At 63.5% G+C, this 16,425-nt stretch carries 16 protein-coding genes; 13 read left to right on the top strand and 3 right to left on the bottom strand.

Annotated features, from left to right (window positions below):
• The first annotated feature begins 9 nt into the window (after positions 1 to 9).
• Complete coding sequence (locus D0Y60_RS08495) at positions 10 to 1,065, top strand: polysaccharide deacetylase family protein (RefSeq protein WP_117368786.1); 1,056 nt, start codon at positions 10 to 12, stop codon at positions 1,063 to 1,065.
• A 10-nt stretch (positions 1,066 to 1,075) separates the two neighbouring features.
• Here the strand turns inward: D0Y60_RS08495 and pdxH are convergent, their stop codons facing one another.
• Positions 1,076 to 1,696, bottom strand: a complete 621-nt coding sequence (gene pdxH / locus D0Y60_RS08490) for a pyridoxamine 5'-phosphate oxidase (protein ID WP_117368784.1) — start codon at positions 1,694 to 1,696, stop codon at positions 1,076 to 1,078.
• Positions 1,697 to 1,764: 68 nt separating this feature from the next.
• Between pdxH and D0Y60_RS08485 the strand changes: the two genes are divergently transcribed.
• From D0Y60_RS08485 to D0Y60_RS08470, 4 genes are all read left to right on the top strand, one after another.
• Complete coding sequence (locus D0Y60_RS08485) at positions 1,765 to 2,211, top strand: RT0821/Lpp0805 family surface protein (protein WP_245409128.1); 447 nt, start codon at positions 1,765 to 1,767, stop codon at positions 2,209 to 2,211.
• A 102-nt stretch (positions 2,212 to 2,313) separates the two neighbouring features.
• Positions 2,314 to 3,390, top strand: a complete 1,077-nt coding sequence (locus D0Y60_RS08480; RefSeq protein ID WP_117368782.1) for a DnaJ C-terminal domain-containing protein — start codon at positions 2,314 to 2,316, stop codon at positions 3,388 to 3,390.
• Positions 3,391 to 3,578: 188 nt separating this feature from the next.
• A complete protein-coding gene (gene fabI / locus D0Y60_RS08475; protein ID WP_117368780.1) occupies positions 3,579 to 4,397 on the top strand; it encodes an enoyl-ACP reductase FabI in 819 nt (272 codons plus the stop codon).
• Positions 4,398 to 4,413: 16 nt separating this feature from the next.
• Entirely contained in the window at positions 4,414 to 4,995 is a 582-nt protein-coding gene (locus D0Y60_RS08470) for a histidine phosphatase family protein (protein ID WP_117368777.1), read from the top strand.
• A gap of 15 nt (positions 4,996 to 5,010) precedes the next feature.
• Here D0Y60_RS08470 and D0Y60_RS08465 read toward each other — a convergent pair whose 3' ends face one another.
• Positions 5,011 to 5,271: a DUF1344 domain-containing protein gene (locus D0Y60_RS08465; RefSeq protein ID WP_117369673.1), complete on the bottom strand. Its 261-nt coding sequence runs from the start codon at positions 5,269 to 5,271 to the stop codon at positions 5,011 to 5,013.
• 298 nt (positions 5,272 to 5,569) lie between these two features.
• Between D0Y60_RS08465 and D0Y60_RS08460 the strand changes: the two genes are divergently transcribed.
• From D0Y60_RS08460 to D0Y60_RS08445, 5 genes are all read left to right on the top strand, one after another.
• Positions 5,570 to 9,121 (top strand): EAL domain-containing protein, encoded by a 3,552-nt coding sequence (locus D0Y60_RS08460; RefSeq protein ID WP_147324510.1) that lies wholly within the window; start codon positions 5,570 to 5,572, stop codon positions 9,119 to 9,121.
• A 177-nt stretch (positions 9,122 to 9,298) separates the two neighbouring features.
• Positions 9,299 to 9,787 carry a hypothetical protein gene (locus D0Y60_RS24600; protein ID WP_147324509.1) on the top strand — a complete coding sequence of 163 codons (489 nt, stop codon included), beginning with the start codon at positions 9,299 to 9,301 and terminating at the stop codon, positions 9,785 to 9,787.
• A 100-nt stretch (positions 9,788 to 9,887) separates the two neighbouring features.
• Positions 9,888 to 10,985: a chorismate synthase gene (gene aroC / locus D0Y60_RS08455; protein WP_117368773.1), complete on the top strand. Its 1,098-nt coding sequence runs from the start codon at positions 9,888 to 9,890 to the stop codon at positions 10,983 to 10,985.
• Between the two features lie 27 nt (positions 10,986 to 11,012).
• Positions 11,013 to 12,113 carry a 3,4-dihydroxy-2-butanone-4-phosphate synthase gene (ribB, locus tag D0Y60_RS08450; protein ID WP_117368771.1) on the top strand — a complete coding sequence of 367 codons (1,101 nt, stop codon included), beginning with the start codon at positions 11,013 to 11,015 and terminating at the stop codon, positions 12,111 to 12,113.
• 81 nt (positions 12,114 to 12,194) lie between these two features.
• The gene (locus D0Y60_RS08445) at positions 12,195 to 13,154 is read left to right on the top strand and encodes a hypothetical protein (protein ID WP_117368769.1); all 960 of its coding nucleotides are present in this window, start codon (positions 12,195 to 12,197) and stop codon (positions 13,152 to 13,154) included.
• A gap of 9 nt (positions 13,155 to 13,163) precedes the next feature.
• Here the strand turns inward: D0Y60_RS08445 and D0Y60_RS08440 are convergent, their stop codons facing one another.
• Positions 13,164 to 14,363, bottom strand: a complete 1,200-nt coding sequence (locus D0Y60_RS08440) for a winged helix-turn-helix domain-containing protein (protein ID WP_117368767.1) — start codon at positions 14,361 to 14,363, stop codon at positions 13,164 to 13,166.
• A gap of 182 nt (positions 14,364 to 14,545) precedes the next feature.
• On the opposite strand from D0Y60_RS08440, the gene D0Y60_RS08435 reads away from it, so the two are divergent.
• Genes D0Y60_RS08435 through D0Y60_RS08425 form a run of 3 tightly spaced genes read left to right on the top strand, consistent with a single transcriptional unit; the run spans position 14,546 to position 16,425 of the window.
• Entirely contained in the window at positions 14,546 to 15,226 is a 681-nt protein-coding gene (locus tag D0Y60_RS08435) for an ABC transporter ATP-binding protein (RefSeq protein ID WP_117368765.1), read from the top strand.
• Positions 15,220 to 15,825 carry an energy-coupling factor transporter transmembrane protein EcfT gene (locus tag D0Y60_RS08430; RefSeq protein ID WP_117368763.1) on the top strand — a complete coding sequence of 202 codons (606 nt, stop codon included), beginning with the start codon at positions 15,220 to 15,222 and terminating at the stop codon, positions 15,823 to 15,825. The genes D0Y60_RS08435 and D0Y60_RS08430 overlap by 7 nt, the downstream gene beginning before the upstream one ends.
• A gap of 36 nt (positions 15,826 to 15,861) precedes the next feature.
• Complete coding sequence (locus tag D0Y60_RS08425; RefSeq protein ID WP_117368761.1) at positions 15,862 to 16,425, top strand: biotin transporter BioY; 564 nt, start codon at positions 15,862 to 15,864, stop codon at positions 16,423 to 16,425.

The following is a 16,425-nucleotide window of genomic DNA, read 5'->3' as shown; positions in this document are numbered from 1 at the left end:
GAGGCGGGAATGCCGATCCGCAGCGTCATGCGACAGGGGCTCAAACGCGCCGTCATCACCGGCGGGCTCGAAGTCGCGCATCTGGCGGAACGCGCCGGCCTGATGGCCTCGGCGCGCGGCATGGGCGCGATCTTCACCCTCCATCATGTGCGGCCGAAGACGTCGCAAGTCTTCGATCCGAATGCCCATCTGGAGATCACGCCCGAATTCCTCGAGGCCGCCATCAGCCATCTGACGGAGGAAGGTTACCAGTTCGTGGCGCTTGCCGACATGCCGGCGCGTCTTGCCATTGCCCGCGCGGGCGAACGCTTCGCCGCCTTCACGCTCGACGACGGCTATCGCAACAATGCGGTGCATGCCCAGCCGGTCTTCACGCGCCACAAGGTGCCGTTCACGGTGTTCGTCGCCCCCGGCTTCGCCTGCAAGACCCATGGCATCTGGTGGGAGACGCTGACGGAGCTGTTGCGCGCCGCGCCGCATCTCGGCTTCGATTTCGGCTCCGGCTCCGTCACCCTGCCGCTCGCCACACCTTTCCAGAAACAGGCGGCCTATGAGCGCTTCGCCCAGTTCATTCACGCACATGCCGAGGAGAGCGTCGCCATCGAGATGCTCGATGCAGCCGCCCGCGCCCATGGCATCGATCCGCTGATGATCACCGAACGGCTGGTCATGCGCGAGCCGGAATTGAAAAGCCTCGTGCTCAACCCGCTCGCGACGATCGGCGCGCATACGGTGAGCCACCGGGCGCTGGCCCGGCTTTCGGATGCGGAAGCCCGCCGCGAGATGGACGAATCCGCCGAGCGCATCGCCGCGATCACCGGCCGCCGTCCGGATACCTTCGCCTATCCCTATGGTGACCGCGCCGCCGTCTCGCCGCGCGAACTCCAACTCGCCAAGGATCTCGGCTTCCGCGTGGCCGTCCTCACGGATCCCGGCACGCTCTCAGCCCGCTCCTTCGACACGCCGACGGCGCTACCCCGCATTTCGCTGAACGGGCTGTACCAGAAGCCGAAATATGTCGGCGCACTCGCCTCCGGTATCCCCTTCCGGCTGATGCGGCGCTAGACCCGTATCCTCAAGGATACATCCTGACCTTCGTCCAACCCTTACCGTCGTCCACGCGGCGGAATTCCACGCGGTCGTGCAGGCGGAAGGGGCGGTCGTGCCAGAATTCGATCGAGACGGGTTTCAGGCGGAAGCCGGACCAGTGCGGCGGGCGGGGAATGTCGCCGATCGCGTAGCGGGCGGTGTATTCGGCGACGGCCTTCTCCAGCGCGAAGCGGCTTTCGAGCGGACGCGACTGTTTCGAGGCCCAGGCGCCGATGCGGCTGCCGCGCGGGCGCGAGGCGTAATATTCGTCGGCCTCGGCCTCGCTGACGACCTCAATCTCGCCGCGGATGCGGATCTGGCGGCGCAGCGATTTCCAGTGGAAACACATCGCGGCCTTGCCTGCCGAGAGGATTTCCTGGCCCTTGCGGCTCTCGAAATTCGTGTAGAACACGAAGCCCCGCTCGTCGAACCCCTTCAGGAGGACCATGCGAACATTGGGAAGGCCCGTCTCATCGACCGTGGCGAGCGCCAGCGCGTTGGCGTCGTTCGGCTCGCTCTTGCCAGCATCCGCCAGCCAGCGTCCGAACAGGGCATAGGGTTCGTTTTCCTCGGTGAAGTCACCGCTTGTTAACGCATTTTCGCTCATATTCGATTCAATGCCGATCTTTTTGGGCCGATTTTGGCCACGCTTTTCGACTGCATGAGGCAGCTGGGGTGAACGTCATAGCAAAGTCGCGACCGGAGACAAAGCCATACTGGACGCGCTGCATCGTCCTCGCAGCAGTCACGACCTCGGCCGCGTTCCTGTCGGGCTGCATGAGCGGCCTCGACCTCTTCGAAGACAGCAAGGTCGACAGCACCATTCGCACCAGCACGGTTGCCAATGGCGAGCGGCTGTCCGACGAGACGACCGTGCGCAATGCCGTCTCCTCCGCCGATCTCGCGCAGGGCGCCGGCCAGCCCATTCCCTGGGCGAATTCCGCTTCGGGAAGTGCGGGCGTCATCAGCACGATTGCGGAAAACCGCGACGGTGCCGGCCGCACCTGCCGCGATTTCGTGACGACGAAACACTCCTATCAAGGCATCGCCAATTATTCCGGCCGCACCTGCATGGGCACATCGGGCGAATGGCTGCTGCTCGCCTTCGACCGCCAGGGTTGAACCCGACCACTCTCGTCTTAGCAATCCGTAAACCCTAACGCGTAACCGCCGGTTAGAACGTCGCCCGCTACCATGAGCAGCAAAACGAAACGGGTGGTAGGTATGCGTGATCCCTATTCGGTTCTTGGCGTGAAGCGGAATGCCGGCCAGGACGAAATCAAGGCGGCGTGGCGTTCGGTGGCGAAAGCCGTGCATCCCGACCAGAATCACGACGACCCCAACGCGACCGTGCGCTTCACCGAGGCCGGCCGCGCCTATGATCTTCTGCGCGATCCCGACAAGCGCAGCCGTTACGACCGCCAACAGCGCGAGGCCGAGCTTCGCCGTATGGAACAGATGCGCCAGCAGCAGGCCGACCGCAAGGCGAAGGCCGAAAGCCCCCGTGCGCAGGACGGTCCGCGCGTCTCCGGCGAGGCGGCCGAAGACATGATCGCCCGCATCTTCGGCGTCGATTCCCGCGGCCAGCCGGCCGAGCCGAAATCGCGCCCGCAGCCGCAGGCACAACCCCAGGCGCAGGCGCAAGCCAGTGCGGCCGCGCCCGCCCAGGAGGGCCGCAAGGCTGCCGAGGAGCCGGCCACCGAACAACCGCCGATGCCTGCCCGCGGCACAGCACCAGGTGCCGCCATCATTTCCGCCATCATCCGCCGCATCCGCGGCGCGCGGGCCACCGTGGAAAAGGCGCCGGATCTCGTTGCCGACGTCACCGTCAGCGTGGAAGACATCCTCAACCGCGTGCGTCCGACCATCGAGACGCCGGAGGGGCAGACCATCCGCGTGCCCGTCGGCGCCGGCACGACCGATGGACAGGTGATCCGCCTCAAGGAGGCCGGCCACCGCATCGAAAACCTCAAGCGCGGCGATGCCGTTATCACCGTGCGTGTGGCGCCCGGCCGCTTCCGCGTCGATGGCTTCGACCTCAGGGTCGATCTGCCGGTGACGATCGAGAACGCCGTTCTCGGCTGCGAAATGACCATCGACGGCCCGACCGGTCCGCTTTCCGTCACGGTCCCCGCCTGGTCCGGTTCCGATCAGACGATCCGCATTCCCGACGAAGGCCTCGTCAAGGACAACGGCGAACGCGGCGATCTCATCGCTGAAGTCCGCCTGCTGCTTTGGGAAAAACCCGACGCAAAGATGATCGACCTCATGCGGTCGCTGCGCGAAGGCCTCTACCTTTAATCGATTTATGAACTTTCAGTGAAAGATGCACCCATTGTTACGGATGCTAACAGTTCCTGAACTGGCGCGCGCTTGAACCGCACTGCCGCCTATGCCATAGGCAATTTTGGCTTATTCACGCAACTCCAAGAACGCAAAGCTTTTTCACGTATTTGCGGGGGTTGCTCTAGATTTCAAAGGGGCAAACCATGGTTCAGGCATCTGGTCTGATGAAGGGCAAGCGCGGCGTCATCATGGGCGTCGCCAACAACCGTTCCATCGCCTGGGGCATCGCCAAGGCCATCCATGCACAGGGCGGCGAAATCGCGCTGACCTATCAGGGTGATGCGCTGAAGAAGCGCGTCGAGCCGCTGGCCGCTGAAATCGGCGCCGTGCTGGCCGGTGACTGCGACGTCTCCGACGAAGCCTCCATCGACGCCGTTTTCGAGAATATCGAGAAGATCTGGGGCAAGATCGACTTCCTCGTGCACGCCATCGGCTTCTCCGACAAGGACGAACTGACCGGCCGCTACGTCGACACGACGCCGGGCAACTTCGCCAAGACGATGCAGATCTCGGTCTATTCCTTCACCTCGGTCGCGCGCCGTGCGGAAAAGCTTATGACCGATGGCGGCTCCATGCTGACGCTGACCTACTACGGCGCGGAAAAGGTCATGCCGAACTACAACGTGATGGGCGTTGCCAAGGCCGCTCTTGAAGCCAGCGTAAAATATCTCGCCGTCGATCTCGGCCCGAAGAATATCCGCGTCAACGCCATCTCGGCGGGCCCGATCAAGACGCTGGCCGCCTCCGGCATCGGCGACTTCCGCTACATCCTCAAGTGGAACGAGTACAATGCGCCGCTGCGCCGTACCGTCACCATCGAGGAAGTGGGCGATGTCGGCCTCTACATGCTCTCCGACCTGTCGCGCTCGGTGACCGGCGAGACGCATCACGCCGACAGCGGCTACCATGTCGTCGGCATGAAGGCCGTCGACGCGCCCGACATCTCCGTCATCAAGGACTGACCCGGAGCCCCGCATCTTGCTTATCTACATGATCCGACACGGCCAGACCGCGTGGAATGCTGAGGGCAGGCTGCAGGGACAAAAGGACATTCCGCTCAACGATACCGGCCGCGCGCAGGCGGCCGGCAACGGCCGCACTCTTAAGGCACTTCTCGGCACGGCTGTTTCGGATTTCGATTTTGTGGCAAGCCCGCTCGGGCGCACGCGCGAGACGATGGAAATCCTGCGCCGCGCCATGGGCCTCGATCCCCTCGCCTACCGCACCGACAAGCGCCTCGTCGAAGTCTCCTTCGGCGACTGGGAGGGCCATACGCTGGAAGAGCTGGAGGCCTCGACACCCGGCCGCGTGGATGAGCGCCGGCGCTCGAAATGGAACTTCATTCCGCCGGGCGAGGCAGCCGAAAGCTATGAAATCCTCTGCTGGCGCATCGGCTCGTTTCTCGCCGAGATCGACCGGCCGACCGTCTGCGTCAGCCATGGCGGCGTTTTTCGCGCGGCCTTCCGGCTGAACGGCATGGCCGAGGAGGAAGCGGCCAACACCCCCATCTTCCAGGACCGTGTGCTCAGGCTGGATGAGACGGGCATGCGCTGGCTCTGACGGTCGAAGACCTGGTTACTGGATGATTTCGAGGTCGTTGATGACGCGCTTGCCATCGACCTCGGTGTAGAACACCAGCACCTTCACGCCCGGCTCCAGGCCGTCGAAGTTGAACTCTTCCGGCGCCTGATACTTTTTGCCGTCGTCAAGCGACAGCGAGAGATTGCCCGTGTCCACATTGGTGATCGTCGCTTCCACGTCGGCGCTTTCGGCCGAGGCGACGAGTGGAGAAAGGAAGAAGGCCGTGGCCATCAAAGCTGCGATCAACAACCGCATCGTACGAACCCCTGGAAATGAATCAGTCTTTTTGCTGGTCACGTCAGATGCCCCCCAAATATGGCGAAATTCGCCACCGTCGCCGACAATGTCGAAATGGATGGCCGGAAAGATCATATGAATCAAGGCACACCGCCAAGTCATCCCCCGGATTGTCCGACAGAACCGTCTGCAGGGCTGTCTAAAATCGGGAAATGCCACCGGCTTTCGAGGCAGAAATACAAGTATTTCAGTTGCTTATAAATGCAATCTTAAGGAAGCCCCCCGTACCGTTTTACCGTCATCGGGGACCGCTTTCTTGTCTTTGCCTGCCGCCTTTCGCCACCATCTGGCGTCCATCGCAGAATGGGCGCGGCCTTCGCTCCTGCCGGCGGCGATTGCCGGTGTCGTGATCCTGACGGCAGGCGTGTTCTACGAACAGCAGAACGAGCGGATCTACCGCAACGAGCTTAAAGCCCATGTCTCCGGCGATCTCGCACTGGTCGGCGCGCGGCTGCAAAGCGAGGTTAACAGCGATGTCGCGGCGTTGCGCAGCGTCGCCAACATGTTCGCCGTCGCGCCGCAGCAGGCGTCTTTGCAGTTCAACGTCTTCGCCCGCAAGCTGCTGTTGCAGAACAACCATTTCCGCCGTATCGGCATCGCGCCGGGCGGCAAGGTCACCCAGGCCTTTCCGCTCGACGGCAACCAGCATTATCTGGGCACAGATTTCAATCGCTTCCCCTCCTTCCGCCACGCCGCCCAAGCGGGCCGATCGCGCGGCCGCCCGTTGATGCTCGGCCCAGTCGAATTCGCCAAAGGCGGGCGCGGCTTCCATCTTTTCATGCCGGTGTTCGGAACCGTCGACGCACGGCATTACTTCTGGGGTTATATCGACGGGCTGGTCGACGAGCGCAGGTTGCTCAGCGATGCGGGTCTCGGCCCTGACACCCATGCCCAGATGGCGATGGGCCAGCACGAGACCGATATCGACCTTGCGATCCGAGACATCAGCGTCGCGGACAATGTCATCGATCCGTTCTTCGGAGATGCGGAGATCTTCGAAAACGACCCCGTCGTGCAGACGCTCGATTTTCCGGGCGGACGCTGGGAGCTTGCCGCCGTTCCCAAGAAGGGCTGGCACCATCCGCCGGAGAACCTGACGCAGGTGCGGATGTTCATACTCGCAGCCGCGCTGGTCATCATCGTTCCGATCCTGCTGACCGGCAGCCTCGTCAGCGAACGCCAGCGCAATATCGCGCGGCTGCGGGCGCGCGAGCGACAGGTTCAGTCGCTCTCACAGCGGTTGGATATTGCGCTCGACGCCTCCAAAATCGGCATCTGGGAGGTCGAGCTTTCGACCGGCGGGCGCAACTGGGATGCCCAGATGCACCGGTTGCACGGCTTCCCGGAAAACGAGACGCCCACCGACGATCTCTGGCGCACCTCACTGCACCCCGACGACATCGCCAGCGCCAAAGCCGAAATGGACCTCATCCGCGCCGGCGGCAACGACTACAGGTCACAATATCGAATTCGCATGCCCGACGGCGGCTGGCACCATATCCGCAATGTCGGCTCGCGCCTGATCGGCCCGAACGGCGAGGAAAAGCTGACGGGCATCAGCTGGGATGTCACCGAGGACGTGCTGCTGAATGAGGCACTGAAGACCGCCAAGGAGCACGCCGAAGTCCAGAACGCCGAGCTGGCCAAGCTCACTCAGCGTCTCGATCTGGCGCTCGACGCCTACCAGTGCGGCCTCTGGGAGGCCGATATCGAAGATGGGCTGACGCTGTGGGACGACCGCATGCACCAGCTCTACGGCGTGAAGAACACAGGCAAGCGCATCACCCACGAGACTTGGGTCAACGCCATCCACCCGGACGACCGCGAGGAAGCCCAACGCAAGGCCGACACGACCATCGAGGAAGGCGTGCCCTATATGCGGACCTCGCGGGTCGTCCACCCGGACGGCACGATCCGCCACGTCCAGTCCGTCGGCAAGCTCCATGTCGAGCAGGACGGCCGACGCAAGCTGGTGGGCCTCGCCTTCGACGTGACCGAGGACGTGCTGATCACCGCGCGCCTCAAGGAGGCGAAGGAGCGCTCCGAACTTCAGAACGCCGAGCTGGAGCAGACCACCCGCCGCCTCGACCTCGCGCTCGATTCCTATCAGTGCGGCCTTTGGGAAGCCGATCTCGATCTCGGCCGCACCTTCTGGGATCCGCGCATGCACCAGCTCTACGGGCTGACCTTCACCAACGGCATCGTTTCGCAAGAGGCGTGGCTGGCGGCCATTCATGCCGACGACCGCGAGGCGATCGTCGAGAATGTCGCGCGCTGCATCGAACAGGATCTGCCCTATGTGCACGAGGCGCGCGTCGCGCTGCCGGGCGGAGAAATCCGCTATGTGCGCTCCGTTGGCAAGATCCACTACGGTCACGGCGGCACGCGCAAGCTCGTCGGCCTCGCCTTCGACGTCACCGAGGACGTCATCCTCAAGCAGAATCTCAAGGCTGCGAAGGAACAGGCGGACGCCAAGAATGTCGAACTGGAACAGGCGAAGGACCGCATCGAGCACAATGCGTTGCACGACCCGCTGACGGGCCTCGGCAACCGGCGCATGCTGGACGACGAACTGACCGGCATTGCCGATCTCAGCGAGACCATGGAGGTGCGCGTCGCCATCCTCCATATCGACCTCGATCGCTTCAAGCAGATCAACGACACGCTCGGCCATGCTGCCGGCGACGCGCTGCTGGTGCACGCCTCGGAAGTGCTGCGCGCCTCCACCCGCAAAGGCGATATCGTCGCGCGCATCGGCGGCGACGAATTCGTGGTGGTCGTCACCAACACCACCGACCAGACCTATCTTAGCACACTGGCGCGCCGCATCATCACGCTGATGCAGCAACCGGTCGAGTATGAGGGCCATCTCTGCCGCTTCGGCGTTAGCATCGGGGTAGCGCTCGCCGAGGGCTATTCGATCAATACGGCGAAGCTGCTCGTCAACGCCGATATCGCGCTCTACCGGGCGAAGGCCATGGGCCGCAACCGCCACGAATTCTTCACCGAGGTGCTGCAGGCCGAGATCATCGCGAACAAGCGCATCGCCGACGATATCCTCGCCGGCATCGAGAACAACGAATTCGTGCCCTATTACCAGCCGCAGATCGACGCTGGCACGCTGAAGCTCGCCGGCGCCGAGGCGCTGATCCGCTGGAACCACCCGCGCGACGGTCTCCTGACGCCCGACCGTTTCCTCAAGATCGCCGAAGACCTCAACGTCATGGCGACGCTCGACCGGATCGTTCTGGAAAAGGCGCTCGTCGATTGCGCCCGCTGGGCCGCCCGCGGCCTGATCATGCCGAAAATCTCGGTCAACGTCTCGGCGCGCCGCCTGCGCGACGAAAGCCTGATCGACAGCCTGACCGGCCTTGCCATCCAGCCCGGCCAGATTTCCTTCGAACTGGTGGAATCGATCTTCCTCGACGAGAGCGACGACATCGTTCTCTCTAATCTCGAACGCATCAAGGCGCTCGGCATCGATATCGAAATCGACGATTTCGGCACCGGCCACACCTCGATTGTCAGCCTCCTGAAGCTGAAGCCCAAGCGCCTGAAGATCGACCGTCAGCTGGTGGCCCCCATCCTCAATTCGCACAACGAACAGGCGCTGGTACGCTCGATCATCGAGATCGGCCGCTCGTTGAATATCGAGATCGTCGCCGAAGGCGTCGAGACCATGGACCACGCCGAAATGCTCGGCCTGCTCGGCTGCGACCTCCTGCAAGGCTACGCCTTTGCCAAGCCCCTGTCGCGCGACGACTTCCTGGCCTTCGGCAGCGAGATGCGCTGGAAGCTGGCGTCGTAAGCCTCCCCCTGCCCTCGACAGATTGCCTCTCCGCTCTTGCCACGGCCAAACGGCGCGAGCGGCGTTTTCTATGCGCCGACAGTTTCGCTGCGCGCTAATGCTTTGATAACCATATGTAAGGATTTCGCGTTATGATGGAATGAACGTAAAGAATGCGCAATCTGAAGGATTTTCTAGATGCTGAATGCGAGCACCATAAGCCCGAGCATCATGGCGGAGCTCGACCGGTATCGGTCTGGTCCCAAGATTTCAGATTTCTCGGATTGGAGAAGCGTGCCTGCTTCGGCGGTTGTAGAAGTTGAAGACCTTTCACCCGAGGCTCAGGAGGGGTTTGCTCGCGCGATTGAAGCCGCAGAGAGACATAGATCGGGTGCATATTTACTGCCACCCGACACGTCCAAGGATTTCACCGACAAGAAGATACACGAAGCAATTGCCGATGCGGACATCGCCGCCCTGAGCGATGAGCAGGTCGAAAAGCAGATCGCGCTCTTTGCCCATGTCAGACACAGCGGCCGCATGGAAGAATTCGCATTCTTCGGCAAGAACGGCGACCAGACGACGACGTCGATGACGCAGTTCATCATCTGGCTTCAGGAACGCCGGGATGCGGCGACCGACGACGGGACCTACTCGCCCAATCTTTCGAAGGCACAGCCGGAGTAGCCCACCGGCGCAAAAGACGACGCGCTGTGCGAAACCCTTGTCCCGCCCCCGCCTTTTCCACTAAGGAGGGGGCGAACTTCTATCGGGTCCGGGTCCGCTCATGTCGCACAACAGTTTCGGTCATCTTTTCCGCGTCACCACCTGGGGCGAAAGCCATGGGATAGCACTCGGCTGCGTGGTGGATGGCTGCCCGCCCGGTATCCGCTTCACGCTTGCCGAAATCCAGGCCTGGCTCGACAAGCGCAAGCCCGGCCAGTCGCGCTTCGTGACGCAGCGCCGCGAGGACGATCTGGTGAAGGTGCTCTCCGGCGTCATGCTGGACGAGGACGGCGAGACGATGATCACGACGGGCACGCCCGTCTCGATGATGATCGAGAACACCGACCAGCGCTCGAAGGACTATGGCGAGATCGCCAAGCGCTACCGCCCCGGCCATGCCGACTATACCTATGACGTGAAATACGGCATCCGCGACTATCGCGGCGGCGGCCGTTCCTCGGCCCGCGAGACGGCAGCGCGCGTCGCCGCCGGCGGCCTTGCCCGCAAGGTCGTGCCAGGGCTTTCCGTCCGCGCTGCCCTCGTGCAGATCGGCAAACACAAGATCGACCGCCGCAACTGGGACTGGAACGAGGTCAACAACAATCCGTTCTTCGCCCCCGATCCGGCCATCGTGCCCGTCTGGGAAGAGTATCTCGACGGCATCCGCAAGGCCGGCTCGTCCATCGGCGCGGTCGTGGAAGTGGTCGCCGAGGGTGTTCCGGCCGGTATCGGCGCGCCGATCTACGGCAAGCTCGACCAAGACATCGCCTCGCTGCTCATGTCGATCAACGCCGTGAAGGGTGTGGAAATCGGCGAAGGCTTTGCCTCGGCCGAGCTCACCGGCGAGGACAATGCCGACGAGATGCGCATGGGCAATGACGGCAATCCGATCTTCCTGTCCAACCATGCCGGCGGCATTCTCGGCGGCATTTCCACCGGCCAGCCGGTCGTCGCGCGTTTCGCTATCAAGCCGACCTCGTCCATCCTGACCGAGCGCCGCTCGATCGACGCCGACGGCAACAATGTCGATGTGCGCACCAAGGGCCGCCATGACCCCTGCGTCGGCATCCGCGCCGTACCGATCGGCGAGGCCATGGTCGCCTGCGCCGTTGCCGACCACTATCTCCGTGATCGCGGCCAGACAGGCCGTCTGAAATAATTGGCCGTTTGAAATAGGACCCTTGCCATGAGCTACGATCAAAAACGTGTCGTCGATGCCATCCGCGCTTTCGAGGCCGGCGAAATCGTCGTCGTGATGGATGACGACGGCCGCGAGAACGAGGGCGACCTCATCGTCGCCGCCGTGCATTGCACGCCGGAAAAGATGGCCTTCATCGTGCGCCACACCTCCGGCATCGTCTGCACGCCCATGCCGCGCGAGGAGGCCAAGCGCCTCAACCTCAACGCCATGGTGGCGGAAAACGATTCGGCCCACACCACCGCCTTTACCGTTTCCGTCGATTTCAAGCACGGCACGACGACGGGCATTTCCGCCGACGACCGCACGCTGACGGTGCGCAACCTCGCCAATCCGAATGTCGGCGCTGCGGATTTCGTGCGCCCCGGCCATATCTTCCCGCTCGTGTCGCGCGAAGGCGGCGTCCTGATGCGCTCGGGTCATACCGAAGCGGCCGTCGATCTCTGCAAGCTCGCGAGCCTGCCGCCGATCGGCGTGATCAGCGAACTGGTCAACGACGACGGCACGGTGATGCGCGGCCCGCAGGTCGCGGCCTTCGCGGAAAAGAACGGCCTGAAGCAGGTCTCCGTCGCCGATCTCATCGCCTACCGCCAGCGCAAGGAAACCCTGATCGAGCAGGTCGGCAGCTTCGACATCGAGACGCCCTACGGCAAGGCGAAGGCCTCGACCTACACGCTGCCTTGGGATCCGATGCAGCACCTCGCCGTCGTCTTCGGCGACATCAGGGACGGCGTCGACATTCCGGTGCGCCTGCATCTGGAAAATGTCGGCGACGACGTTTTTGGCGCGGGACGCCAGATCGATGCGATCATGAAGCGCATCGCCGAACAGGGCCGCGGCGTCATCGTCTATCTGCGTGAAGGCTCCGTCGGCGTTGGCCAGTCCTCGACGGCCCGCAAGGGCAAGCACGACCGCGAAGGCCACGACGAGGCGCAGGCGCGCGAAAGCGAATGGCTGGAAATCGGCCTCGGCGCGCAGATCCTCAAAGATCTCGGCATCACCTCGATCCGCCTGATGGCATCCCGCGAGCGCCACTATGTCGGCCTCGAGGGCTTCGGCATCCAGATCAGCTCGACGGATCTCTGCTAACCCCGAATATCCCGCGGTTCCGAAACGTTTGCCTTTGGCGCGACGGTTCGGATCGCGGGATTTTCTTTGGGGAATTACGGCATGTGGGATTTCAGCATCGGCAAGACCATCGGCATCCTGCTGAAGACCATGCCCTTCATCATCACGCGGATGGTGATCTATTTCGTCATCACGCTCGCCTTCATCCTGGCGACGGGCACGGGGGCCGGCATCGGCTACGGCGTCGGCTCGCTCTCCGACAGCCCGGAATCCTTCGCCGTCTGGGGCGGCATCTTCGGCATGGGGCTGGTCGGCACCGCCGTCTACTGGGCGCGCGAGTGGCTGCTCTATATGGTCAAGGCCGCCCATATCGCCGTCATGGTCAAGCTGATCGACGGCGAACCCCTGCCTGACGGCAAAGGCCAGGTCGCCTATGGCCGCGAGGTCGTCACCGCCCGCTTCGGCGAGGCGAACGTGCTTTTCGCGCTCGACCAGCTCATCAAGGGCGTGATCGCCGCCATCACCGGGCTGCTCGGCGGCATCGCAGCCTTCCTGCCCATTCCTGGCCTCGACGGCATCGTGCGCTTCGCCAACACCGTCATCCGCCTGTCCATGACCTATGTCGACGAGATCATCCTCGGCTACAATATCCGCACCGGCAGCGACAATGCCTGGGAAAGCTCGCGCCGCGGTCTGGTGCTCTATGCGCAGAACGGCCTGAAGATGGTGAAGAACGCCGTCTGGCTCTCGGTCTTCCTGTGGATCCTCTCCATTGTCGTCTTCCTCATGGCGCTGGCCCCGGCGGCGGCGATCGTCTATCTCTTCCCCGGCGATCTCGCGGCACTGAGCTTCATCGTCGCCCTCGTCTTCGCCTGGGCCTTCAAGGCCGCCGTGTTGGAACCCTTCGCCATCGCCGCCCTGATGGCCGTCTATTTTGACACGATCCGCGGCCAAGTGCCGGACCCGGACTGGGACGCCAAGCTGACAGGGGCCTCGGAGAAGTTCCGCGCGCTGACGGAGCAGGCCAAGGGCGCCTTTGGCGGAAGGGCGATAACGGCCTGAAGCCGGGGCCTAGCTCGCCTCGCCTTTCCACCCATCGAGATACCGAACCCCCTCCACCCCGGTAAACTTCGCAAGCCTTGCCAGTTCCGCCTCCAGCTTCTCCATCCGTCCCGCCGAAGCGCGGACCTTTGGCTCCCACCAGAGGCGTTTGACGTCGAGCGTGCCGGTTTTGCGGTCGGCCTTCATGTCGATGCGGCCGACGAGCCGGTCGCCTTCGAGGAGCGGGAAGACGTAGTAGCCGTATTGGCGCTTCGGCTCCGGTACGAAGACCTCGATGCGGTAGTAGTAGCCGAAAAGGCGTTCGGTGCGGTTTCTATCACGGATCAGGGGGTCGAAGGGCGAGAGGACGCGCAGGCGGGCCGGCGGTTCGGGGATATCGCCGAGATTGTCCGGGAAGCCGTCGAAGGCATAAGCGAGGCGTGGTTTGCCGCCATCGGCGGTTTCGATCGAGACGGGGCGCAGTTCGTCGCGATGGGCGTCCACCCAGGTCTTCGCCTCTTCCGGCGAGATCAGCGCCCAGAAGGCGGCGATTTCGCCATGGGTGGCAAAGCCCAGTCGGGTCAGCGCGCTGCGGCAGGCCCAGTCGACGAAGGCATCGTGTTCGACGGCGGGCTCGTGATGATGCGGCGGCACCACGCGTTCGGTGAGATCATAGACCTTCTGGAAATTCTCGCGCCTGGATATGCTGAGTTTTCCGGTGTGCCAGAGGAATTCCAGCGCCGTCTTGTTCGGATGCCAGTTCCACCAGCCGCCGGATTTGTGATCGTCCGTCTTCAATTCGCGCGACAGCACGGCGCCGCCGGAGGCGATGCGCTCATAGGTCTCGTTGAACGCCTTGTCGAAGCCCTCCCCCTGCCACTTGCTCCAGCGCTCGAGGATCGAGGCCTCCTTGCGGCGGAAACGGTGTTTCCAATAGCGGAAGAAGGTACTCGGAATGATCGAGGCGTCGTGCGTCCAGTGCTCGAAGAGATCGCCGTCCTTCTCCAGAAGCTCCGTCAGGTGCTCGCGCCGATAGGTCTGGTTGCGCGAGAAGAGAATCTGGTGATGCGCCCGCTCGACGGTGGCGATGCTGTCCACCTGCACGAAGCCGATATCGTGGATGAGCTGCAGCAGCCCCGCCTTGCCGAGTTGGCGGGCGGGCGGCGCGCTGAGCCCCTGGCGGGCGAGGAAAATGCGCCGAGCATCGGCATTTGAAAGAAGAATCGTCATGCCGGATGATACGCACATATTCTTGGTTTGTTCCACCCGTTTTCCACAGGTTGAACAAAGCGGATTTCAACACTTTCTGCGGATTGTTCAACATAATCAGGGGAGCTCACGCAAAAGCTCTTCGCAGGTCCCGCTAAATTGCTTATAGGTCCTGCACTCATCCGCGAACCGGGACCTGGCTCTTGGACATCGTCTTTTCCGCTGCAACGGTGCGTTATGGCAGCCGCACGGCGCTCCAGTCGCTGGATTTGCGGCTCTCAGAGCAACGCATCGGCGTCGTCGGCCTCAACGGTTCCGGCAAGACGACCATGGCACGGCTGATCAACGGGCTCGTCAAGCCGACCGCCGGCACCGTCACGGTGGGCGGGCTCGACACGGTCGGGGACGAACAGGCCGCGCGCGGCAAGACCGGCTTCATCTTCCAGAACCCGCAGCACCAGATGATCCTGCCGATCCTCGCAGAGGACATCGCGTTCGGCCTGAAGAACCGCGGGCTGGGCAAGGCCGAGATCGCCGGGCGCACCGAGGCCGTGCTCGCCCGGTTCGGCATTTCGCATCTCGCGCGCCGCCGCGTGCATGAGCTTTCCGGCGGCGAAACGCAGCTCGGCGCCATTGCCAGCGTGCTCGTCACCGGCCCGGAGCTTCTGATCCTCGACGAGCCCACCAACCAGCTCGACCTGAAGAACCGCGCGCTGATCGCACGCACCATTGCCGGCCTGCCCGAACAGGTGTTGGTGATCACCCACGACCTTGCGCTGATCGAGGATTTCGACCGCGTTCTGGTGTTCCATGACGGGCGGATGGCGGCGGATGACCGGCCGGCCGAAGCGATCCGCGCCTATCGGGAGATCGCGGCATGTTGAACGGGCTCGATATCGAGGGCAATTCGCCGCTGCACCGCATGCCCGTGCGCGGCAAGCTGCTCCTGCTGTTTGCCGCCGCCATCGCGCTGTTCCTTCTCTCCGACCTGCGCCTGCTCGTGCCGGCACTCGGCCTCTCGGTAGTGCTCTATTTATCAACGGGAATCGGCGTTGGTGAGGCGGTGCGGCGTACGCGTTTCGCGCTGTTCACCGTGCTGCTCGTCGCGGCGGCAAATTACGTCTTCCAGTCGCCGCATGAAGGTGTGGTCGTCTTCTGCCGGCTCTCGACACTGGTGCTGCTGGCCGCCGCCGTGACGGCGACGACGAGCATTTCCGCCTTCATGGATGAGATCACCCGGCTGATCACGCCGCTAGAGCGATTCGGTTTCGTAAGGGCGGCGGATGTCAGTCTCGCGGTCGGGCTCGTCATCCGCTTCGTGCCGGAGATTTTTGCGCGCTACGGCGAGATTGCGGCCGCACACAAGGCGCGCGGCCTGCCCGTGCGGCCGCTCACCACGCTTGTGCCGCTCATCATTCTGACGCTGAAGGATGCCGACACGATCGCCATGGCGATTGACGCGCGTGGCTTTCGGCGGCACTAAGCATTCGACCCAACTTTGTCCATCGGGGAACCAGACATGAACACCAGAGACATCGTCCTCATCGCCCTTTTCGCCGCCATCATCGTGGTGCTGGGCCTGCTGCCGCCGATCACGCTCGGCTTCATTCCGGTGCCGATCACCGCGCAGTCGCTCGGCGTCATGCTGGCCGGCTGCATTCTCGGCGCCAAGCGCGGTGCGAGCGCCGTGCTGCTCGTCTTGCTGCTCGTTGCCATCGGCCTGCCGGTGCTTTCGGGTGGTCGCGGCGGCCTTGCGGTCTTCGCCGGCCCGACGGCGGGTTACCTCGTCGGCTGGGTCTTCGGCGCCTTCGTCTGCGGCCTCGTCGCCGAACGCCTCGTGCGCGAAGAGCAGCCGGAACTCACGCAGTTCCTCTCCTTCCTCGCTGCCGCCGTTATCGGCGGCATCGGTGTCGTCTATCTCTTCGGCATGCCCTGGCTCGCCTATATGAGCGGCAAGGCCTTCTTCGAGACGGCGGCCGCCTCGCTGGTCTTCCTGCCGGGCGATCTCGTGAAGGCCTTCGTCGCCATGCTGGCCGGCCGCGCCGTGCTGTCGGGCTACCCGCTCCTGCCGCAGCGCGCCTGA

The sequence above is a fragment of the Shinella sp. WSJ-2 genome, from assembly GCF_003432075.1.
Classification (GTDB): domain Bacteria; phylum Pseudomonadota; class Alphaproteobacteria; order Rhizobiales; family Rhizobiaceae; genus Shinella.
The sequence above is the reverse complement of the archived record's forward strand: the minus strand, read 5'-3'. Positions and strand labels throughout refer to the sequence as shown.

Coding starts and splice junctions, on each gene's coding strand:
- D0Y60_RS08495 (WP_117368786.1), top strand. CDS start 10: ATGCCGATCCGCAGCGTCATGCGACAGGGGCTCAAACGCGCCGTCATC.
- pdxH (WP_117368784.1), bottom strand. CDS start 1,696: ATGAGCGAAAATGCGTTAACAAGCGGTGACTTCACCGAGGAAAACGAA.
- D0Y60_RS08480 (WP_117368782.1), top strand. CDS start 2,314: ATGCGTGATCCCTATTCGGTTCTTGGCGTGAAGCGGAATGCCGGCCAG.
- fabI (WP_117368780.1), top strand. CDS start 3,579: ATGGTTCAGGCATCTGGTCTGATGAAGGGCAAGCGCGGCGTCATCATG.
- D0Y60_RS08465 (WP_117369673.1), bottom strand. CDS start 5,271: ATGCGGTTGTTGATCGCAGCTTTGATGGCCACGGCCTTCTTCCTTTCT.
- D0Y60_RS24600 (WP_147324509.1), top strand. CDS start 9,299: ATGCTGAATGCGAGCACCATAAGCCCGAGCATCATGGCGGAGCTCGAC.
- aroC (WP_117368773.1), top strand. CDS start 9,888: ATGTCGCACAACAGTTTCGGTCATCTTTTCCGCGTCACCACCTGGGGC.
- ribB (WP_117368771.1), top strand. CDS start 11,013: ATGAGCTACGATCAAAAACGTGTCGTCGATGCCATCCGCGCTTTCGAG.
- D0Y60_RS08445 (WP_117368769.1), top strand. CDS start 12,195: ATGTGGGATTTCAGCATCGGCAAGACCATCGGCATCCTGCTGAAGACC.
- D0Y60_RS08440 (WP_117368767.1), bottom strand. CDS start 14,363: ATGACGATTCTTCTTTCAAATGCCGATGCTCGGCGCATTTTCCTCGCC.
- D0Y60_RS08430 (WP_117368763.1), top strand. CDS start 15,220: ATGTTGAACGGGCTCGATATCGAGGGCAATTCGCCGCTGCACCGCATG.
- D0Y60_RS08425 (WP_117368761.1), top strand. CDS start 15,862: ATGAACACCAGAGACATCGTCCTCATCGCCCTTTTCGCCGCCATCATC.